The following is a 20,312-nucleotide window of genomic DNA, read 5'->3' on the forward strand; positions in this document are numbered from 1 at the left end:
CGCCGGCAGTGTCGCCGTACCCAATTTCGACACCGAAGAATTCGGCCAGCATCTCCACCGTGTGATCGGAGGGCCCGTGCATATCCCGTATCTGGAACGGTCTAATCGATGAACCCTGTGGCTGGTTCATCGCGTCACAGGTCGAGACTGAGTGTTGAGCCCTGGTCGGCCCGTGATACGCAAATGGCCATCGAGTTGAGTCGTGCTTGCTGCGTCAAGCACATGTCTCGATGATCTACGTGGCCGCTGACGACCGTTGTAACGCAGGTTCCGCAGACGCCGAACCGGCAATCCGACGGTACTGCGACGCCGGCGTTCTCAAGTGCGTCCAGAATCGACTGGTCTTCTCTGACGGGAACGCTGCGGCTGGAGCGCGCCAAGACGACGGTGAACGCTTCGCCGATCCGTCTCCGCGGCGAGGACGCGGCGTTCCGGCTGCGTACTCGCCGTGGCCATTTCATCACCCGTGCAAAACCGGACACCCACTGACTTTGGGGCGATCGTGTTGGGTGTAGTCCGTTGCGATGCCGGCTTTTCGCGCTTGGGCACGCGCAAAGGCGGCGGCGATGCGTTCATAGGTGTCCCCGCGTCGAGCTGCTCGCCTCCGCCGAAGCTCGCGCCCCGGCAGGGTATCGCCGAAACGACGAAGCGCGACTTCGGCACGTACGAAGAGGCCGGTTAGAGTGCGCCACGGTTCGAGTTTGACCTGCTCATAGGTGGTGCCCCGCAGCAATGCGCGAACGAGCGGCTCACCGCTGAAGAACGCCACCACACCCATGGCCGGCCTGACTGCGGCGCGTGCTGCTGCGCCACGGAACCCGGTCATCTGGTCGAGGCTATCGACCGCCGCACTGACCATGGTCAACGTCCACTTGGTCGGCCCGCCCGCGGTCGCCACACCGTAGTTCATGACGGCAAGAGCTTCGGTTGCGTTCTGCGGAATGATCTCTGGCGCAACGCCGAACACATAACAGATGTAGGACCAGTAGTGCGTGACCGCTTCGATTTGATCCCAGGTGGCCGCACGCCCATACCGGTCGTCGATCAGGATCGGAATGAGACCGAACGTCGTGCCGGCGATCATCGTCATCGCGGTGCTGATCGGATTGCCATGCTGCGCATAATCTTCGGCGTTCCAGGTGTCCATGATCGCGAGGCGCACCTGCGAATGCATCATCCGAACGCGGATCGTTTCCTTGAAACCGGCGGAATAGCGTTGCAGCGAACTGGGTTTGGTCACTTGGTAAAACCAGCGCGAAGTTTCGGCGTTACGCCGGACCAGGTCAGCGACGAATCGTCCGGTGATGCCCGTCGCTGTTGAGACCTCAGAACCGACGAACGTGCCCATCGCGTCCTGAACGCCCATCGCGACGCGCGCGGACATGCTTGTGTTGTTCCACAGTTGCCTGCCGCGTTCCCAGAGTTCGGCGTCGTACCACTCTGGTGGGCTATCCAGGTGCCGGAACAATTCGACAAGTTCTGGCGGTGCTTCGGGGACTGCGTCGATTCCGTTGTCGAGTGCGCGATCGAGCATGGCGCGTCCCTTTGCCATACCGATCGATCGGAAATGTTCGACCACCGGGTCCATGTACGGATCGCCTTGCCAGAAGTGGTCCTTCAACAGCGGCAGGACCGGGCTGTCATGGACATCGACGTCGCTGATCCACTTTGACAAGATGTCGTGCCGGGGCGGCGACCAGATGTCGTTGAACGCCACTCTCGGAGGCGGCGGCCGGAATTGTGTTCCCGGGCTGTAGAAGTAGTTGTTCTCGTGCTGCGCTGCACGGGTTTGTTCACCGGCGGTTGTCATCTCGCTCCTTCGGGGACGTCTGGATGCGTGCCCAGCCGTTGCGGGCTTCCTCGTGCCAGCGCCACGGCCTCGGAACGAGTGGCCATCCGCGGCGGACGGTCGCGCGGATGGCGCGATATGCACGCTCGTCGGTGCGCGTCCATCGAATTTTGAAGCGCTCGCGTACGGCTTCGGGCAAGCCGCCAAAGATGGTCAGCCGCATCGGTGGAGCGAGCGCAGTACGTGTCGCGCGTAGCGGCAGCAGTCGGTCGGTTACCGGGCCGAGACCGGGTGGCGTCGGGAAAAAGGGCGAGGCGCTCATATCGGGGATGGCGCTGCGTTTGATGAAGGCGATCAGGTAGTCCGACGCCGGGTTGGGCTCCAGTACGTCGGTGCAGTACCGCTCGATGTCAGCTTCGAACGCTGCCCGGTCGGGGGGCATCGGTGCGTCGCTGACGCCATAGCGGCGATACCAGAGGCAGCCCTCCTGGTAGAGCTGCTCAAACTCGGTGTCCGTTAGGGGATAGGTGTCCCAGTATGTTGCGACACGATCGACCATGCGCTGGAACGTGGCGTGCGCCCACCAATAAGTCTCCGGACTCAGCGCGTGATAGCGGCGACCGTCTGGCATATCGCCTTTGATATCGCGGTGGTAGTCGCGTACGTCGATGCCCGTGGACAGCGCCTCGCTATCGCCTCGGTAGACAGTACCGAGAATCCCAGGTAGCGAACGGAATACGCGATCGACTGGGTCCTCGAAGAAGTTGGAATGGTCAATGAGCGCATACCCGATCGCCGGGTGCATCGTCTGCAGCAGACCAGCGGCACCGCCTTCAAATGCGATGCGCATGTCTCCTGCCCAGCGCCACAGCAACGAATGCTGGTCGAGCGCAACGCCGTTGATAGCCGTCACTGCCTACCTCCATGTACGGGTCTGAACTGTCGGGACAGTACCGCGGACGCATTGCTGCCAACTTCGGCGCCGCAGCGCACCGGTCTCGCCAGATGCCTGGGTGCGCAGGTTGTTTCGTCGAGCATCAAAATTTCGAGCGCCTATGCGTTGTTGCGGTCAACGGGAAGTTGGGCCCATTCGGCGCGGTGCGCGGCCAGGGCTGCGCGCGCCGACTCCAGTGTGATGTCACGCGGGTGAATGCCGGCGCGGCGGAATCCGGCAACGGCCTCAGGCGTGTAGTACAGCCGGTAGGGGACAAACCGGTCGGTAAACCGGGTCAGTACCCGAAAAGTGGTGCAGATGCGGCGATAGTTCCGCTCATCGCGCTCGGACCATCGTGCCTTCCCGAGTTCGCGCAGGTGCGGTCCCATCGACCCTAGCGTGGTCAGCCGGACATAGGCGCCTATCAACGGCAGAGCAGGCCCGATGATGTAATTCGCCACCCACTGGGGCACACCCTGGATTTGTCCGATGTCGCGTGTCACCTTCTTGTTGCTGAAGGTGCGTGCGGCCAGGGTAGTGCTGGTTTCCGACATGCCGTTGGCCACGAGTTGGTTCTGGAAGATGTCGGCGAGATAGCGCTCGAACTCGTCATAAGTGGCCGGTTGCGCCGAGTCGTCGACGCCGTACATCGAGAACCACTCTTTGGATTCTTCGAAGATTTGTTCCTTCTCGGCTCGGGTGAGTTTCCTGGCCATCGCGCCCTGTTCGGAGGCGCAGAAGATGGCCTCGAAGAACGTTGCGTGGGCCCAGTAGAACGTCTCGGCGTTGATGGCATGGTATTTGCGGCCGTTGGGCATGTCGCCCTTGATCGACTTGTGGAAATTGCGGACCTGGATCCCGACCTTGCGTGCTTGTTCCGGGTCCCCGTACACCACCGTTTGGATCGGTTTCGCGGACCGACGTCCGCGCTCGAGGAAGTTTCCTTGGCCACTGAATAGCACGGAGTGATCGGACACGCCTTGGCCCAGTTGCGGGTGCATGTTCTCGATCACCGCGATCCTGAGCCCCATGGACAGGGGGATGCGCAAGTCGCCGAGGTACTTCCAGACCAACGAATTCGGCGGAACCGGGCACTGTGCCCGATCGCGAGGCGAAAGACTGTCGTCGCTGCTGCGATCCGGGATCCGGATGCCGGCGGGGTAGTGATTCTTCCCGATGGTCTGCGCAGTGGTCAGCAGGTCAGCATCAGTATCGGCATCCGCTGCATGCGTCGAATCAACAGCCTTGGTCATCTCGTATCCCTCCGATCGCGGGCACGGGCCGTCCGCGTGATGGTCACCGTACAATTGTGGTACCACCCGGGTCAACTAATTCGCCTGCATTTGCCGAACTTTGATTGCGCGGTGTTGTCCGTGCTGCAAACTCGGACATCGGCACCGTTGTCGACCGGCCCGAGCGTCAACGGTCAGCCGCCGCCGCTTTCGTGGGATATCGAATCCTTCACGGCGGTCAGCCGGATGGTGACGGGCGCGAGGTCTCGCCCCGTACTATCAGCGCATGCCTGTGGAGGATCCGTGGAGCCGGTGGGCCGGTGTACCGCTAGCGGAGCGGAGCCGCCAGCGACGGCAGCTGATTCTCGACGCCGCCTTCTCGATCGTCGCAGAGGGCGGGTTGGACGAGGTCACCATTCGTGCAGTGAGCCGACACAGTGGTGTGCATCGTCGTTATTTCGCTGAGAGCTTTGACTCTCGCGAAGCGTTGCTCATTGCAATGTTCGACGCGGCCGTCGCTGATATGACGCATGCTGGCATTGAGAAGTTGAGGCACGATCCTGCCGGCAACACTGAACAGAATCTGCGGACGGTGATCCGGTCGTCGTTGTCGTTCCTGATCAAGAATCCCGCTCACGGGCAGGTGATCTTCGCTGCGTTGGAGGAACCGAGTCTGCGCGATCGTTGGCGCGAAGCCATTGCGGCGTTCCGGCTACTGATTTCCCCTCCTGCGCCCGACAAGGCGCAGGTTCCCCTGCGGGACACCATCGTCGCTGCCCTGATTGAGGGTGCTGTGGTTGAGTTTGGAAAACGCTGGAGCGCAGGTGAATTGGGCGATGATGTCGAGACCGCCACCGACGTCTCCGCCGTCGCGGTCCTGAATCTGATGGCGCTCAATCGATCCATCGTCGGCGCCGACGAGCGTGCCGCCGCGCTATGGCGTACGGTCGGGCCCCAGTAACGCCTGGCGGCCGGCGGTCAAAGGCCATCCGGTTTCGAAAGACCCAATGCCGCTGGTGCCCATGAGTGCTCGGCGTGAATGTTCGTTCAAGGATCTGCTCGGGACAGTCCGCGAATGATTGGGATGATCACCAGGTCGTCCGCCCCTGTCATCTGAGTGTCGGGCCACCGTCGACGTCGCATGGATCGGTTCCAGGAGCACGCCGCATCGGTCCTCTGATGCCCGTTGGTTCGAGGGTAAGCCGCCAAATCGCGGCATCAGCGCGTGAGCGCCACGGCCCGTTGACCCAGGCCCATTAGCGCAACCTCGGCGCCGCAACCGCACGAATAGTTGACCCATGTGGGACATCTTTGTACGCTGCCGGGATACGCACGCGTTGCGATTCCCCGTCGGTCTTTGCTGGATAGGAGCGTCCCAGGTGGTGTTGCGGGGGGCCTATACACAGTCATCTGGCAACCGGGGCGCCTCGGAGGGGCCGCTCAACGCCCGGGCCGATCGATTCGATGTTGCGATCATCGGCTCCGGCTTTGGCGGAAGTGTCAGTGCCCTGCGATTGACCGAGAAAGGCTACCGGGTCTGCGTCATTGAAGCCGGCCGCCGATTCGCCGATGCGGACTTCGCTCAATCTGCCTGGCAATTAGGCAAATTGGCCTTTATGCCCCGGTTGGGGATGTTTGGTTTGTATCGGGTGCACCTGCTGCGCAACGTGGGGGTCCTCGCCGGTGCAGGCGTGGGAGGCGGCTCGTTGAACTACGCGAACACTCTGTACCGGCCGCCGGGTGCGTTCTTCCGGGATCCTCAATGGGTTGGCATCACTGACTGGGAGCAGGAACTAGCGCCGCACTATGACCAGGCGGAACGCATGCTGGGCGTGGTGACCAATCCGCTCCGGACGTACAGCGATCGGGTGATGGCTGCAGTCGCTGACGAGCTGGGTGCCACCGAGACGTTTGCACCTACTCCGGTCGGAGTATTTTTCGGTAACGAGGACAACGGTTGCCGACCCGGACAGAAGACGACGGATCCGTTCTTCGGAGGTTCGGGCCCTGCCCGGACCGCGTGCACGGGCTGTGGCTGCTGCATGACGGGGTGCCGTGTTGGTGCCAAGAACACGCTGGTCAAAAACTACCTGGGGCTCGCCGAGCGCGCAGGTGCTGTGGTGATCGACCGCACCACCGTGACGCGCCTTGCTCGGGGCGACTCGGGCTGGCGGCTCAGCACGCGCAGGTCTGCGTCTTGGGGACCAGTCCGTGCCGATCGTCGTGTCATCGTTGCCGACCAGGTCATCGTGGCCGCGGGCACGTACAACACGCAAAGGCTGCTGCACCGGGCCAAAGATCGTGGAGACTTACCCGGTCTTTCGGATGCGCTGGGGCACATCACTCGGACGAATTCAGAGTCGATCCTCTGTGCGACGAGGCCGCGGTATGAGGCGGACAACGATACGTCGACGGGTATCGCCATCACATCATCGTTCTACCCAGAGCCGGATACACATATCGAGCCCGTCCGATTCGGTCCGGGATTCAATGCGATCGGTGCGCTCTTTGTTCCGCTCTCCGCCGCGCGTGAAGGGAAGTCGCGGTGGCGCAGCATGATTGGTGAGGTGCGGCAACGCCCGGCGGCGATGCGTCAGCTCTTCAGCTTTCGACGGCGGGCTCAACGATCGATCATCGTGTTGGCTATGCAACAACGCAACAACTCACTCACCACATACCTTCGACGGTGGGGACCGCTGCGTTATATCACCAGCAAGCAAGGCGCAGGAGAGCCGAATCCGACCTGGATCCCCTTGGCCAACAACGTGACCGAACGAGCAGCCGCCAAACTCGAGGGATACGCCGGCAACGCAGTTAGCGATCTGACGGGGGTGACCTTGACCGCACACTACCTCGGAGGTTGCGTCATATCGCAAAGTCCGGCCGAGGGCGTCATCGACCCCTATCACCGGGTCTGGGGTTACCCAAGCCTGCATGTGACGGATGGGTCTGCGGTGAGCGCGAACCCGGGTGTCAATCCCTCGCTGACGATCACCGCACAAGCCGAGCGAGCAATGTCGTTCTGGCCGAACAAAGGACAGCCGGACTCACGGCCGGCTCAAGGCCAGCCGTACGAACCGTTGCCGAGCATCGAGGCCAAATACCCCGCGGTCACGGCACATGCGCCGGCAGTGATGCATCCAACCATCGAAACCGGTCCCACAACCTGAATGGAGCACCACGTGTCAACCCCACCCACCGGAACTTGTCGGCAGTGCGACCGGGCGATAACTGTCTGCGTAGAGTGCGACGCCACCGGCATCGTTTCCGGCGACCCATGCGAAGTGTGCGACGGCGAAAAGTACGGATGCCCGGTCCATCACGCTGCCTGGAAATAGGCGCGAAGGCGGTGTCGGCCCGCGATACGTGGTCACGGTGCAATTTCAGAAGCGAAAGGACGTGAACGTGCTACCGGCACAGCTACATTCGACGACAGGGTTGTCGGTGGCGGCGTTCCTGCCGCGCGCGGCGGCAGTCTTCCCCAATCGAACCGCAGTCGTGGACGGCACCCTGAGTTTCACATACGCGCAGTTGGCCAACCGAGTCGCCAAGCTTGTGACTGCGCTGAGTGAATTGGGACTGTCCAGCGGTGATCGGCTTGCCGCGCTGTGTTCCAACAGTCACGTCATGCTGGAACTACACCATGCACTGCCCGTTCATGGCTCAGTGCTGGTGCCGCTGAACACCCGGCTGTCCGCGGGTGAGATAGGACTGATCCTTGACCATTCTGGCGCAAAGGTGCTCGTGGCAACCAGCGAGTATCACGCGCTGGCAGTGGAAGCCACGGTCGGCCGCAGCGTCACTGTGCTCAACGCCGAATGCCCGACCGGGCCGTATGCAACTGCACAGAGGGCCGCAACACCTGCCGATATCAGCGACTGGGAACTGGCCGACGGCGAGCAGAGCCTGCTGGCAATCAACTACACGTCGGGGACCACTGGCTGGCCTAAAGGAGTTATGTACAGCCATCGCGGCGCATACCTTCAGGCGCTGGCCATGGCCTACCACGCTCGACTGGCGCCGGAGACACGATATTTGTGGACCTTGCCGATGTTCCACTGCAACGGTTGGTGTTTCACATGGGCGGTGACTGCCGTCGGTGCCACGCACGTATGCGTGCGCTCGGTTGACCCGGAGACGATCTGGAACCAGCTGCGCGGCGAGGGGATCACACATTTGTGCGCAGCACCCACGGTGCTGACGATGCTCGCCGAGCACCCCGCAGCGGAACCGCTGCCGCGGGGGATTGCAGTTTTCACCGGGGGAGCAGCACCGACACCGGCGATATTGCGCAGCATGGAGACGCTGGGCCTGAACGTGACCCATCTCTACGGCATGACCGAGACATATGGGCCGATCGCCGTCAACTGGTGGCAGCCGGAATGGAATGCGCTCAGCGACAGCGTGATCAGTGCACTGCGTGCACGCCAAGGTATCGGCAATCTGGTTTCTGAACAGCCGCGGGTGATCCGGCCGGACGGAGCGCCGGTCGAGGCCGACGGCCGCGAAATTGGCGAGGTCGTCGTTCGAGGAAACACTGTGATGCTGGGCTACTACCTCGACCAGGGGGCCACCGATGCCGCTATCGTGAATGGCTGGCTGCGGACGGGTGATCTCGCTGTGGTACATCCCGATGGTTATCTGGAATTACGCGACCGCGCAAAGGATTTCATCATTTCCGGCGGTGAGAACATTTCCTCGATGGAAGTTGAGCGAGTGCTCGACGATCATCCCGATGTGATCGAGTCAGCCGTGGTGGCGCGTGCTGACGTGCGCTGGGGCGAAGTGCCGATCGCGTTCGTCGACCGTCGTCGCGATTCGCTGACGGCTGCGGAACTCGTCGAATTCTGCCGTGGCAGGCTGGCACGGTTCAAGGCTCCGAAGGAAATCGTTTTCGGCGAGCTGCCAAAGAACGCCACCGGCAAGATCCAGAAGCACGTACTGCGCGACGTGGCCAACAGCCGACCATCTCCGCCAATCCAGATGGTTGAATGACGTGGGCTCCATGGTGAATTCACGAATATTTCTGGCTGCGGCCTGGTCGGCCACCGGCGTCTATGGTGCGCTCGTGGCCGGCTCCCCTGCAGCACACGCCTACGATTCTTGGTGTGATCTGGTGGAGACCCACGCGCCCCGCATTGCAGTGGTGTCAGAACCCTTGCGCACTGGCAACGACCAGCTCGCCACCGACCGACTGAACGACTTCTATACGAAGGTCATACCCCAGCTCAACACGGTGGCGTCTGCGACGTTCTGGTATCCGAATGTCTGGGGCAGCCCAGATATTCGCACTGACACCAGGTCTCTGATGAACGCCATGGCGGATCTGCAAGACGTTGCCAACGAGTACCAGCCTGCCGCCGCTCAGGTAGCAGCGGTCGATGACGCGCTGGCGAGGCTGCATCGCCAGTGCGAAGGTCACCGGGGCCTACCGCCGAGGCCCCAACAGTAGCCGTCTATAGGAACATGGGGTGCTCGCTGCGCTGTGCGATGGCGTTGACCGAGCCGTGGATGCGTGCGGTCACATCCCGATCGTGTTGCCCGATGAGATTGGTCGCGGTCCGCAGCACAAATCGGCCTCGCCGCCCGCTGGACATCAACAGCGGAACCAGTCTGCCGGCCAGTCTCGGGTGTTCAGAAATCAACCGCGTGATTTTCCGCTCGCCGGCCAGTGAATGGCCGTAAGCGCGTGTCAGTCGTCGTGGCCATGCGGCAGTGAAATCATCGACGGCACCGAGCAGTTCGGCTGCCATGCGGCCGCTTTCCAGCGCGAAGTCAATGCCTTCCCCGGTCACCGGGTTGGTGCCACACGCGGCGTCCCCGACCAACATCCAGTTGGGGCCGGCGACGCCGGTGACCATGCCGCCGATCGATAGCGGAGCAGCCGCATAGTTCAACGGTGCACCGCGCAACTGCCATCGGTCCCGCATTTCGCCGATGAAGCGGTCATGCATGGCACGGGATGCGGCGGGAAGGGGTAGCTTGTCGGTGACGATCTGGCCGTAGCCGACGTTGGCGAGCCCGTCGCCAGTGGGAAAAAGCCACCCGTATCCGGTGACCAGGGCGCCGGTAAGGGCGTCCCCAAACGTCACGGTCATAACATCGCCGTCACCTAGCGGTGACTCCATATACGAGCGCGCCGCCACCGCATACATCTTGTCACGCCGCCAGCGTCGGCCCAACAAGCTACCGACGGGCGATCCCGCGCCATCGGCGACGATTACTGTGCGGCAACCGATTCGACGCCGAATGCTGCCTTCTTGTACCTCGACCGCAGCAATTCTGCCGTCAGTCAGGATCACGTCGGTAACCCGGGCCTTGCTGAGCATTGTGGCCCCGGAGTCCACGGCGCAACGGACCAGCCAGTGATCGAGCACCGTGCGCGGGACTACCGCGCTCAATGCGGGAAAGGCACCCCCAGGCCATGGCATCGCATATGTTCGGCCGAACATTGCTAGTGCCACGCCGGTTTGACAGCGCTGTGTTCGTATCCAGTCGCCGCCGCCGAGGGCGTCGAGTTCGGCGATGGCCCGTGGTGTCAGGCCGTCCCCGCAGCACTTGTCCCTCGGAAACTGTGCTCGATCCACCAGGGTGACGGTGTGCCCGCCACGTGCAGCCCAGATGGCGGCTGCGGAACCAGCCGGCCCCGCTCCGACCACGAGGGTGTCCACGCTGTCAGCCATCATGTTCTTTTTCTGCGGTGCCCGGTGATCGCAGTGAGGCAAGCGAAGAACTATGGCTGCGCAAGGCGTGTGGCCGAGTCGTTGGTCACTTCGCGGTGCTTGATGCCGTTACCCGAGGTGCTGTGGTCGTGGTAGGTGAAGTCGGCGGAGATTCTGGCGCGCCGCGCGGTTGACTCGAATGCCCATTGTCCCGCGGTGATGACGTAGTGCGGCGGGCTGAGTCGATTGACTCGCCGCAGGATGTTGACTCCCGGTACGCGATCGCGCACTGAGGCAACCCGTGCGGCAACCGCGCACAATGCCGTCAGAATCCGTCCGGGAACCTCGAAAGGTGCACCATCCCAACGTGTGTCGGTGAAGAACAGCTTTGTCATCTCGGGCCCCATCAGCGCTCGACCCGAGGCCGCGAAGACGAAAGCCACCACGTTGGCGCCCAGCCAGTTGCGCCGTCCGAGAATGCCTGTGACGAGTGCTGTGGACAGCTCGGCCCGCCATTCCGACGGCCGGCCGTTGCGGGCCAGGAGATAATCCAGATTGCGCATGGCTTCCATCGATGACCGTGGCAGCAGATAGGTCGACACCCCAGCCAGCCAGGTCCAGTACGACAGGAAATGCCACACGTCATCGAGATCGTCCCGGGTGATCTGCCGGCCATAGCGATGATCAACAAGCACCGCGATCATCATTGATTCCATGAATCCGCAGAAGGCCGCGTTTGGCATCGGATCGCCGAACCGTTCGTAATGTTCCTGTCCCCAGCGGGCTTTCAGTCCCCGCCGGGCCAATGCGTGCACGAGCCTCACCCTCATCGCAGTACTGAATGCGTCTGTGCCCGGGCCGACCGCGTCGGCCAACAGCACCGCGCTGAAGTACTTCGCCGTCTGCACATATCGTTTCGTTGGCTCCGTTTTGAAGCGCCCGGTGGCACCGGTGGCGGCAGACACATCGGAGTTGAGCACCGTGTCGAAGACGGCGAAAGAGGCCATCATCAGTGATGCGGGGGTGGTGGACCCGAGCAAACGTTGCCGTCCCTGCTCGCCCCGCTTTTGGCTGTACCACTCCGGGATCGTCGTCACCTCGTCGAAGAGCCTTACCAGGGCATCGGGAGCATCGGCGACTGCCTCGACTCCTTCGAGCAGTGCTTGCTCGAACTGCGCCCGCGTTTTTTCGGCGCCCTGCACGACGAAGAGTTCGGCGATGGGATCCATGAGTTCGTCGCCCTGCCAAAGATGGTCGTCGAAAAGACGTGTGGCGTCCGTTTCGGTGACGGCTCGTTCGACGTTGAACCAGGGCTCGAACAGCAGCTTGCGCAGATACAGCCACTCGTCGGAGAACTCGTCCTTTCCTGGAGGGATGGGCCGCAAGGTTCGACCTGGGCGGTAGTAGTACTGGTAGTCGCCCGCGGTAGCCTCGGTTACTTCCTTGACAGCCATGTCGCTCCTGTTCTTTTTGGAATAGACCCGCGCAACAGCTCAATTCGCGTCGGCCGGACGCCGGTAGATCGTCTTGACTTCGAAGTAGTTGTGCAGGCCTTGCACGCCGAGTTCGCGGCCGATGCCACTGTCTTTCATCCCGCCGAAGGGTGCACCGAGGTCGTAGGCATAGTGGTTGATACCCACTGTGCCGGTGCGTATTTGGTGAGCCACGTCTAGGCCGTGCGCCTCGTCGGCTGTCCACACCGACCCGCCGAGGCCGTAATTGCTGTCGTTGGCGATGGCGATGGCCTCGGATTCAGAGGTATACGGGATGATGGCAGCCACCGGCCCGAATATCTCTTCGCGGGCAATGACGTCGGAGTTGTCGACGTCGGCGAACAGCGTTGGCGTGACAAACCACCCGGGGCCGTCGTGGGCGGAGCCTCCGGCGACCAGCCTCGCCCGACTGGACTTGCCGTGTTCGATGTAGCCCAGCACTTTCTGTTGATGATGGCGGCTGACCATCGGCCCGCAGGTCACCTCCGGGTCAAGTGGATTGCCGACCGTCATGCTGCGGACATATCCGGCGACGGCATCGACGATCTCGTCGTAACGGGACCGCGGTGCGAGGATGCGCGCCTGCGAGGTGCACACCTGCCCGTTGTTCATGAAGGTGGTGTTGCCGAGGTTACCGATGAAGTGATCGAGGTCGGCATCGTCGAGGATGATGGCCGCTGATTTCCCGCCCAACTCCAGGGTGACCCGGCGTATGAGTCGACCGCACTCGGCGGCGATCGCGCGTCCTGCGTCGGTAGAGCCGGTGAACGCCACCTTGTCGATGCCTGGGTGCGACACCAGGTGTGCGCCTGCATCCCGGTCGCCGACGACGATATTGAGTACTCCCGGTGGCAGCCCCGCGGCAATGGCCGCGTCGGCGAACAGGTAAGAGTCCAGGGCGGTTTCAGGTGACGGCTTGAGCACTATGGTGCATCCGGCGGCCAGGGCGGGTGCGATCTTCATCATGGCCAGCGACAGCGGCAGGTTCCATGGAGTGATGGCCGCGACGACTCCGACGGGCTCATATCGGATGATGCTGTTGGCGTTCCCTCCCTCGAATTCGGTGGGGTGGGTTTCGATCATGTCGGCGTACATGTCGAGCAGCCCGGCCGGTGCTTCGCCGTTGAAAACTGATGAAACATGTCGCGGCATACCGTTTTGTCGCGAGACCAATTCGACAGCGGTGGCTGCGGTGCGGCGCAATTGATCGGCCATTCGTCGCATGACCGCGGCGCGCTCCTGGGCACGCGACGACGCCCACGATCCTTCATCGAATGCCGCACGTGCGGAAGTCACGGCCGCATCGATATCTGCGATCCCGCCGATAGCCGCCTGCCCGATCGCCAGTTCGGTGGCAGCTTCCCGTGAGACCCGTATGTCGCCGCTTTTCGCCGGCATCCATCGGCCGTCGATGAACAAGTACAGCCTGTTGAACCAATGCTCTTCAGAAGACATGGCTTAGGGAGCCTTTCTTGGCCGACGCCCAAAAGACGTTCCGGAAATGCTGTCGTCGTGGTGGATGAATGGGACGTCGGTGACGCCATGGCGCCGACCAAGGCTGCGGATCGCGGGCCCGAGGGTTGTCAACACGTAGTCGCCGCGCGCGGTTCGCCGAGAGCGCCATCTGCTCAGTGCGGGAACGTGATCACACGCGATGGCGGCAGCGATCGACGGACGCGCGAATGCGAAATACCACCGCCGGCACTGCCGTAGGTTGGCCTGCTCGTAGCGGGTGCCTGCCAGAGCCGCCTGCACCGTGTCCACGCCCATGACCGCGGCGGCGGCGCCCAAGATGATGGCGACTATGGCCGGCCGCGCGATGGCGGGGACCTGTGCTTGCACCGGATGGAGCAGACCTTCGACCAGCTCGGCGCGCCACGGCGAGGCCTCGCCTGCATCGCAGAAGATGTGGTTTGCCAGAGTCAGCGAGTCGTAGCCGTTGAGCGGGATGAGCCGTTCCTCGACGCCGAACAGGTACAGAATGTAGCCCCAATACAACGCGACGTCATCGTGGTCCCGCATAGGGCGGCGGCGGCCGAGAACGTGATCGACCAACAGCGGCATTGAGGCAAACCACCCCGAGCCTTCCGCCAACCGAGTGTTGGAGATCGGCATGCCGTGCGTTCTGAAATTGTCGTCGCCCCACTGCCGTCGGAGGCCGCGGCGTACCAGCGCGTGCATGAGGCGTACGCGCACGATCATCCGGACCGCCTCTGAACCGGGCACCAGTGCGCCGCGATAAGTGATCTTTTCGAAGAACTCGTGCGACTCGACGGCGCGGCGGATCGGCTCGCGCACGATCCGGCCGGTAGCGCCGGTGGCGGCCGAGACGTCCTGCGAGATCGCGGTGGCAAAGATCCCGAAAACGCCGGCGCCGAGCTTGCCGGCGACTGACACGTCATTGAGGATGCGGCGGCCGCGCTCGATGCGGGCAGGGTCATGCCACGTCGGCATGTGGTGGATCTGAGCCACGAGTGCGCGGAGTTCGTCTGGCAGCTCGCCGGTTCCTGGGCCATCTGCGATGAGTGCCTGCTCGAACAACTCACGCCCGCGGGCTGGACCTACGCGGTCGAACATCTCGACGACGCCGTCCATGAGTTGATCGCCCTGCCAGCGATGATCGTCGAGCAGCCGGGTTTGTACGGTGTCATGCCAGCTGTCGCCGACGTCGAGCCAGTCCCGGTACAACGTTTGCCGTAAATGGCGCCAAGAGGGCGCCGACGCGCGCCGGGGAGCGGCTCGCAGGTTCATTCCATCGCGGTAGTAGTACTCCCATTCGAGCCGGTCCGGCTCTCGCTGGGGACCGTCGACGTCGGTTGCTGCTGCCGTCATCGCCCACGCCCATCTGTTGGAGACCGGGTCTTGCTGCCTGTGCAGCCACCCGTTCGCACCATAAATTAGTGGTACCGGCTGGGTCAAGTATTGCTTGGCGCGCCCTGTCTGGTGCCATTCGTGTTCTGTGCTGATATCGGCCGCTTCGGCCGGGGTTCACCGAGTGTGGCGGTAAACTGTTGTACCCCAACTGCTTCCATTGATGCCCTGTCGTTGCGGGTGGCTGGGGTACGTCTTCTTTGGCGGGGCGCGTGGGCGACGCCGGCGACGCGGATTGGCGGCGCATTCAATCGATGGCGGCTGTCGTTGGCCCGGCTGCGCGACCGTGGACGCCTCTCGCTGTGATGGCCGGGAAATGCGTCAATCTTCAGCCATGTTTCGAAACGGCGAAAGATTTTGTACCAACTGGAGCCAATATGTGAGAGCATGCTCGCTTATGTCAGTCAGTCATGCCGGTGGTTTGCCAGCAGCCGTGTTTGGGCCACAGAACGGCACATCCCGCAGACAGGCTCAACGCTTGCCGCAGAGGGCCGGAGGGCACCGCGTGACTGTCGCAGCCTTCGAGCCGTCGCGAATCCCGGGTGCCCGCTGGAGCATCGGGTGAGCAGTGTCAACGCAGGTGTAGTCGGGCTGCGCGCAGTATTCACCCGTACGTTCATGGATGGTCCGGCAACCGTGGGGCGAGCGGTGTCGATGACCCTCGCGGCGCTGCGCTACCTCGCCGTCGATCTGGTGACCGGGCGCCTGCCGGTCCGCGAATTCGCTGAACAGGCCTGGCTCCTGTTCACTGTCACCGCGTTTCCGGCCATTCTGATGGCAATACCGTTCGGCGCCCTGATGAGTGTGCAGGCCGGCGGCATACTCCACGACATCGGAGCAACGTCACTGATGGGTGCGGCTACGGGAATGGGCATTGTCCGCCAGGGCGCACCCATGGCCGCCTCTCTGCTCATGGGCGGTGCGGCGTCCGCGGCGATCGCCTCCGACTTGGGGACACGGGCCATCCGCGAAGAGATCGACGCAATGCGGGTTATGGGTGTCGACCCGGTACAGCGCCTGGTGGCACCGCGGTTGCTGGCAATGGTGACCATTTCACCGATGGTGCTGGCGACGATCATCATCGTCGGTGTCGGCTCAGCGTTCGTGATCGCCGTCGAGGTGAGCAACGTGAGCCCGGGCAGCTTTTGGGCGTCGTTCGGTTCTTTCGCGAGCATGACCGATCTCTATTTCGCACTGGTGAAAACGATGATCGGCGGAGCCTTGGTAGCAATCATCGGGTGCCTTCGCGGGCTGAAGGCCGCAGGCGGACCACGCGGCGTGGCCGATGCGGTGAACGCTTCGGTCGTGCTCAGCGTCGTGATGATCGTTTTCGTGGACCTCGTCCTGACGCAACTGCAAACGATGTTCTTCCCGGAGCAGTTCGCGTGAACGCCAGAATTGCCCGCTATCTTCCCTTTTCGCGCGTCACGGTTCTGATCGAACGTCTGGTGGTCCTGCCGATCACCGAACTGCTGCTGCAGTGCGGCCGCGCAATCGTCTTCGTCAGCCTCACGCTGTGGCTGCTGCCGGCCACCATCCGGCATTACCCACGGCAGACATTCAAGATCCTCAACAACTTGGCGTGGGGCCGCGGTGCGCTCATCGTCGATGGCGGCGTGGTGGCCACCATGATGCTGTTGGGATTCGGTATCGGGACGATGGTGTCCATCGAGGCGTTCGCCGCCCTGGACCTGGTCGGTTTCGGCGCCCTCACCGGCGTGGTCGGCGGCCTGGCCAACGTTCGCGAAATGGGGCCGATCGCCGCCGGTGTCGCGTTCGCGGCTCAAGCCGGCTGCCGCATGACGGCAGAGGTGGGTGCCATGCGGGTGTCCGAAGAAATCGATGCGATCGAGTCCCTGGGCATTCGCTCGATTCCATTTGTGGTCGGCACCCGGTTGATCGCTGGAATCCTCTGTGTCGCACCAGCTTATCTGGCCACGCTGCTATTGAGCTTTATCGTGAGCCGCACCCTTGTCACAGTGGTCCACACCCAGTCCGCAGGGACGTACAACCACTATTTCGTGCAATTCCTGGACCCATTCGGCATCGTTTACTCCACCTGTAAAGCGCTCATCTTCTGCGCGGCGGTGACGATCATTCATTGCTACTACGGCTTTTTCACCACCGGGGGTCCGGCTGGGGTCGGTGTGTCGAGTGGCCGCGCGATACGCGCCAGCTTGGTGACCATCGTCGCGTTGGACTTGGTTCTGACCGTACTCGTCTGGGGATTGTTCCCCACTTATGTGTTCCGAGGATGAGTCATGTCTGAAATGTTGCGCGGCACAGAACAACAGCAGCGGCGCGTGTTGGTGCGGATTGGGGCTGGTGCGCTGGCTGCGACCGCGCTCACCATCTGCATCGCTGAGGCTTGGCCGCACCACCGACCGGCCAACTCCATCGACATCACAGTCTCTACGGCAAGCATCGGACAGGGAATCGACGAGCGCTCTAACGTGCTGCTGCGAGGAGTCACCGTCGGTACCGTCACCGCGATCACCCGGAACAACGGGTCGATGAATATGCAACTGAGGCTCGACAGCACCGCCATACATGGGCTCACCGACGCAGTGGGGTACGACTTCCGACCCCAAAACAGCTTCGGCCTGTCGGCGATGAATCTGATACCCCATGACTCGGGAAAGCCCCTCGCCGACGGGCTCTTCATCGAGCGCAACCCCGAGACCAACGCCACCATGTCACAACTGCTCAACGGCGCCGTCACTGTCGTCAACGGCGTGGTAACCGAGAAAATGGTGAACCTCATCAAAGACAGCGCCGACTACGTAGGAGCCTTAACGCCCCTACTGGAAACCGGTTTCATCCTGGCCAACCAAATCGCCGAAACCCAACAAAGCGACTCGGCCGCCTTGGTCGAGCAGGCGAATGCTGCATTGCAACCCTTGCCGCAATTGATCGACAGCACACTGACCGCCACCCACAACCTGCGCAACCTCAAGGGCAACGCGCACCTCAGCAACGACATCGACACCGCGCGACAGACCTTGGATTTGGTGAGCACGGGCGTGTTTGGCCTGCTGGGACAGGTTCTCGGCAAACACACCGCCGACCTCACGCCGGCGACCGAGATCGCCCGCTCGTTCCTCGACGCGGTGAGCACCATCATTCAGCGCTCTCGCGGCGGACTGCGACTGGACAAGATCCTGGCCGGCCTGCAGGACACCTACAGCGGGCCGCCCGGCGCGCAGTCGCTCAAACTGCGTGTGCTGTTGGAACCCTTGCCGGTGGTGGAATCGGCACTACCGCCGCTTTCGGACCTCGACCACCCGGGGGAGCGGTAATGAGCCGCCCCGTCGTGAGCCTGGTGGCCGCCGTGGCATGTACCGCAGTGGCGTACGTCCTCATCGTCAACGGGCTCCGCAATCCCGTCGCCGGTACCACCTATGACTGCCACGCGCTGTTCGCCGACGCTTCAGGGGTGCGGACCGGCGCGGACGTCCGACGACAGGGCGTACAGGTAGGCAAAGTCACCTCCGTACAGATTCGCCGCGCCGGTGACACCAACGTCGCCGATGTCGGCCTGAGCCTGGCACGCACGGTGAAGCTGACCACCGCCGCGCACTTGAGCGTGAAATTCCAGAATCTCACCGGTTCGCGCTACATCGATATCCGCGACGACCCCACATCGAACCCGCGACCGATTTCCGACGTGCCGCTGACTCAGACCAGTGGCTCATTCGACATCACTGCTATCTTCTCCGGCCTGGCGCCGGTACTCAAAACCGTTGAACCGTCAGACATCAACGATCTCACCGAGAAACTGTCGGTGTTCCTCGAAGGGGACGGCGCCGGAGCATCCGACCTGCTCAACAGCATCCAAGTGATCGCCGGCCGCGCGGCTGACAGGCAGCGGACCATCAGCACGCTGATCGACAACATCTCGACTTTTGCCGCACGGGTGCAAGGCAATTCGGGCCGCGTGATGCACATCACGGCACTGCTAGACCACGTGGTGGCAGAGACGCTGAAGGTGCGTGAACAATTCGGCTTGAGCGCCCAGTACGGACCCAATTTCACTGCCGCGGTCAATCGGCTGCTGTGGGTGGTTGGCTTGCGTGAAGGCACCGACGTGAACGCGAAACTCGATGTGCTGCGCGCCAACCTCTACCGTGTGCCTGAGTTCTTTGAGCGCCTACCCGGCTTCTACAACGGCGTGCAGCCGTTCATGAAAGATCCACGGACCGACTTGCACTGCACCAACGGGACGCTGGTCGTTCCACCAACGGTCAAGGTCCTCCTCGCCGGACAGCAGGTGACGTTGTGCAACCGCTGATCGTTCGCGCGCGTGCGCGGTTACGGCTACGCCGGCGCCGAGGATCCGGCCGTTCGCAAAAGAGTCACTGGGCGGTGGGAGCCTCGGTGATCACAGTGATGGCTGTGCTCGCCTTGGGAGCGGGAATCGCCTACCTGCAGCCACCGGGCCACCGCGCCGTGGAGTTCGATATCAGCGATGCCGCGGCGATCAAGCCGGGCGTTGAAGTCCGGGTGGCAGGCCTGCATGCCGGTCAGGTCGAAGGCGTCCATGTCGACAGAAATTCCGTACACGTCACAGTCAGCATCGACGACAGCATCTATATCGGAAATCAGTCGTCGATCGATGTACGCATGCTCACCGCCGCCGGGGGGTACTACGTCAATCTCGTCTCCGCAGGCCCCACACAGTTGGCGGGGGCCACCATCCCAACTGCGCGGACGCACCCTCCTTACCAACTGCCATCACTGCTCGCCGACAGTGCAAACAAACTCCGTCAAGTCGACCCCAGCCCGCTGGTGGCCAGCCTCGACCAACTCGCCACGGGCCTGGAAAACAATCCCACCGCCATCACGACCATCACCGCCAGCATGCACACCATCACCCAGGTCGTGAGCAGCCAACAACAACAGGTGCGCACTGCGCTCGACGCAGCGCGGGAGATAATGCACACCGCCGTCCTCAATCGTGACGTGCTCACCAGCCTGCTCAACAAGACCGCCGTCCTCGTCGCAACGCTGGACAACTTTAAAATTGGCTTCTCGCAAGCGATTACCGGACTGGCGAAGATGTTCGACCGTCTTTCTGTGGCGCTCGATTTCTACGACAGCCACCGCGAATGGGCTCTGGACCTGCTGCAGCGCATCAACAACAGCCTGAACCTCATCAACACCGATGTGCCCCGGATCATCTGGAACCTCGGCAATTTCACGACCACGGTGCGAAATCTCATCCTTCCCCCAGGCGCCACACCCGCTCCAGTGCCCGAGAAACCCCTCGTTGCCACCGATATGTGCGTCCCGATCCCCGGCCGCACATGCTGACCCTCAACGGTGTTCGGG

17 protein-coding genes are annotated in these 20,312 nt (G+C 62.6%); 9 read left to right on the forward strand and 8 right to left on the reverse strand.

Going from position 1 to position 20,312, the window contains the following annotated elements; genetic code table 11:
- Positions 1 to 134 precede the first annotated feature (134 nt).
- The 4 genes from BR47_RS34130 to BR47_RS30250 form a co-directional block, all read right to left on the reverse strand.
- Entirely contained in the window at positions 135 to 461 is a 327-nt protein-coding gene (locus BR47_RS34130) for a 2Fe-2S iron-sulfur cluster-binding protein (protein WP_353582945.1), read from the reverse strand.
- Complete coding sequence (locus BR47_RS30245; protein ID WP_081831257.1) at positions 461 to 1,810, reverse strand: oxygenase MpaB family protein; 1,350 nt, start codon at positions 1,808 to 1,810, stop codon at positions 461 to 463. The genes BR47_RS34130 and BR47_RS30245 overlap by 1 nt, the downstream gene beginning before the upstream one ends.
- The gene (locus BR47_RS0110835; protein ID WP_029119515.1) at positions 1,794 to 2,702 is read right to left on the reverse strand and encodes an oxygenase MpaB family protein; all 909 of its coding nucleotides are present in this window, start codon (positions 2,700 to 2,702) and stop codon (positions 1,794 to 1,796) included. The genes BR47_RS30245 and BR47_RS0110835 overlap by 17 nt, the downstream gene beginning before the upstream one ends.
- A gap of 140 nt (positions 2,703 to 2,842) precedes the next feature.
- Positions 2,843 to 3,976 carry an oxygenase MpaB family protein gene (locus BR47_RS30250; RefSeq protein WP_081831272.1) on the reverse strand — a complete coding sequence of 378 codons (1,134 nt, stop codon included), beginning with the start codon at positions 3,974 to 3,976 and terminating at the stop codon, positions 2,843 to 2,845.
- 265 nt (positions 3,977 to 4,241) lie between these two features.
- Here BR47_RS30250 and BR47_RS0110845 point away from each other — a divergent pair, with 265 nt between their 5' ends.
- The 4 genes from BR47_RS0110845 (at position 4,242) to BR47_RS30255 (ending at position 9,407) form a co-directional block, all read left to right on the forward strand.
- Entirely contained in the window at positions 4,242 to 4,916 is a 675-nt protein-coding gene (locus tag BR47_RS0110845; protein WP_081831258.1) for a TetR/AcrR family transcriptional regulator, read from the forward strand.
- A gap of 337 nt (positions 4,917 to 5,253) precedes the next feature.
- A complete protein-coding gene (locus tag BR47_RS0110850) occupies positions 5,254 to 7,125 on the forward strand; it encodes a GMC oxidoreductase (RefSeq protein WP_081831259.1) in 1,872 nt (623 codons plus the stop codon).
- A 274-nt stretch (positions 7,126 to 7,399) separates the two neighbouring features.
- Positions 7,400 to 8,950: an AMP-binding protein gene (locus BR47_RS0110855; RefSeq protein WP_353582943.1), complete on the forward strand. Its 1,551-nt coding sequence runs from the start codon at positions 7,400 to 7,402 to the stop codon at positions 8,948 to 8,950.
- A gap of 1 nt (position 8,951) precedes the next feature.
- Complete coding sequence (locus BR47_RS30255) at positions 8,952 to 9,407, forward strand: hypothetical protein (protein WP_036427101.1); 456 nt, start codon at positions 8,952 to 8,954, stop codon at positions 9,405 to 9,407.
- A gap of 4 nt (positions 9,408 to 9,411) precedes the next feature.
- On the opposite strand, the gene BR47_RS32555 is transcribed toward BR47_RS30255, so the two are convergent.
- The 4 genes from BR47_RS32555 to BR47_RS30265 are packed head-to-tail and all read right to left on the reverse strand — an operon-like array spanning position 9,412 to position 14,942.
- Positions 9,412 to 10,641 carry an NAD(P)/FAD-dependent oxidoreductase gene (locus BR47_RS32555; RefSeq protein ID WP_029119520.1) on the reverse strand — a complete coding sequence of 410 codons (1,230 nt, stop codon included), beginning with the start codon at positions 10,639 to 10,641 and terminating at the stop codon, positions 9,412 to 9,414.
- A gap of 47 nt (positions 10,642 to 10,688) precedes the next feature.
- Positions 10,689 to 12,071: an oxygenase MpaB family protein gene (locus BR47_RS30260; protein WP_051634736.1), complete on the reverse strand. Its 1,383-nt coding sequence runs from the start codon at positions 12,069 to 12,071 to the stop codon at positions 10,689 to 10,691.
- A gap of 39 nt (positions 12,072 to 12,110) precedes the next feature.
- Positions 12,111 to 13,565: an aldehyde dehydrogenase gene (locus BR47_RS0110875; RefSeq protein WP_029119521.1), complete on the reverse strand. Its 1,455-nt coding sequence runs from the start codon at positions 13,563 to 13,565 to the stop codon at positions 12,111 to 12,113.
- 3 nt (positions 13,566 to 13,568) lie between these two features.
- Positions 13,569 to 14,942: an oxygenase MpaB family protein gene (locus tag BR47_RS30265; protein WP_081831260.1), complete on the reverse strand. Its 1,374-nt coding sequence runs from the start codon at positions 14,940 to 14,942 to the stop codon at positions 13,569 to 13,571.
- A 693-nt stretch (positions 14,943 to 15,635) separates the two neighbouring features.
- Here BR47_RS30265 and BR47_RS0110885 point away from each other — a divergent pair.
- The 5 genes from BR47_RS0110885 to BR47_RS0110905 all read left to right on the forward strand — a co-directional run bounded on the left by BR47_RS0110885 (position 15,636) and on the right by BR47_RS0110905 (position 20,294).
- Entirely contained in the window at positions 15,636 to 16,370 is a 735-nt protein-coding gene (locus tag BR47_RS0110885) for an ABC transporter permease (protein WP_036427147.1), read from the forward strand.
- Positions 16,367 to 17,239 carry an ABC transporter permease gene (locus tag BR47_RS0110890; protein WP_231506692.1) on the forward strand — a complete coding sequence of 291 codons (873 nt, stop codon included), beginning with the start codon at positions 16,367 to 16,369 and terminating at the stop codon, positions 17,237 to 17,239. The genes BR47_RS0110885 and BR47_RS0110890 overlap by 4 nt, the downstream gene beginning before the upstream one ends.
- Positions 17,240 to 17,242: 3 nt before the next feature.
- Entirely contained in the window at positions 17,243 to 18,280 is a 1,038-nt protein-coding gene (locus tag BR47_RS0110895) for an MlaD family protein (RefSeq protein WP_029119524.1), read from the forward strand.
- Positions 18,280 to 19,272, forward strand: a complete 993-nt coding sequence (locus tag BR47_RS0110900; RefSeq protein WP_029119525.1) for an MlaD family protein — start codon at positions 18,280 to 18,282, stop codon at positions 19,270 to 19,272. The genes BR47_RS0110895 and BR47_RS0110900 overlap by 1 nt, the downstream gene beginning before the upstream one ends.
- A gap of 86 nt (positions 19,273 to 19,358) precedes the next feature.
- On the forward strand, positions 19,359 to 20,294 hold the full coding sequence (locus BR47_RS0110905; RefSeq protein WP_141772161.1) for an MlaD family protein: 936 nt from the start codon (positions 19,359 to 19,361) through the stop codon (positions 20,292 to 20,294).
- The last annotated feature ends 18 nt before the right edge of the window (positions 20,295 to 20,312 follow it).

Origin of the sequence: Mycobacterium sp. UNC410CL29Cvi84 (assembly GCF_000686745.1) — a bacterium.
Classification (GTDB): Bacteria; Actinomycetota; Actinomycetes; order Mycobacteriales; family Mycobacteriaceae; genus Mycobacterium; species Mycobacterium mucogenicum_B.

Excerpts from the sequence above, each read along its gene's own strand:
- BR47_RS30250 (WP_081831272.1), bottom strand. The coding sequence starts at position 3,976 with ATGACCAAGGCTGTTGATTCGACGCATGCAGCGGATGCCGATACTGAT.
- BR47_RS34130 (WP_353582945.1), bottom strand. The coding sequence starts at position 461 with ATGAAATGGCCACGGCGAGTACGCAGCCGGAACGCCGCGTCCTCGCCG.
- BR47_RS0110850 (WP_081831259.1), top strand. The coding sequence starts at position 5,254 with ATGTGGGACATCTTTGTACGCTGCCGGGATACGCACGCGTTGCGATTC.
- BR47_RS0110875 (WP_029119521.1), bottom strand. The coding sequence starts at position 13,565 with ATGTCTTCTGAAGAGCATTGGTTCAACAGGCTGTACTTGTTCATCGAC.
- BR47_RS0110895 (WP_029119524.1), top strand. The coding sequence starts at position 17,243 with ATGTCTGAAATGTTGCGCGGCACAGAACAACAGCAGCGGCGCGTGTTG.
- BR47_RS30260 (WP_051634736.1), bottom strand. The coding sequence starts at position 12,071 with ATGGCTGTCAAGGAAGTAACCGAGGCTACCGCGGGCGACTACCAGTAC.
- BR47_RS30245 (WP_081831257.1), bottom strand. The coding sequence starts at position 1,810 with ATGACAACCGCCGGTGAACAAACCCGTGCAGCGCAGCACGAGAACAAC.
- BR47_RS0110845 (WP_081831258.1), top strand. The coding sequence starts at position 4,242 with ATGCCTGTGGAGGATCCGTGGAGCCGGTGGGCCGGTGTACCGCTAGCG.
- BR47_RS0110900 (WP_029119525.1), top strand. The coding sequence starts at position 18,280 with ATGAGCCGCCCCGTCGTGAGCCTGGTGGCCGCCGTGGCATGTACCGCA.
- BR47_RS30265 (WP_081831260.1), bottom strand. The coding sequence starts at position 14,942 with ATGACGGCAGCAGCAACCGACGTCGACGGTCCCCAGCGAGAGCCGGAC.
- BR47_RS32555 (WP_029119520.1), bottom strand. The coding sequence starts at position 10,641 with ATGATGGCTGACAGCGTGGACACCCTCGTGGTCGGAGCGGGGCCGGCT.
- BR47_RS0110885 (WP_036427147.1), top strand. The coding sequence starts at position 15,636 with ATGACCCTCGCGGCGCTGCGCTACCTCGCCGTCGATCTGGTGACCGGG.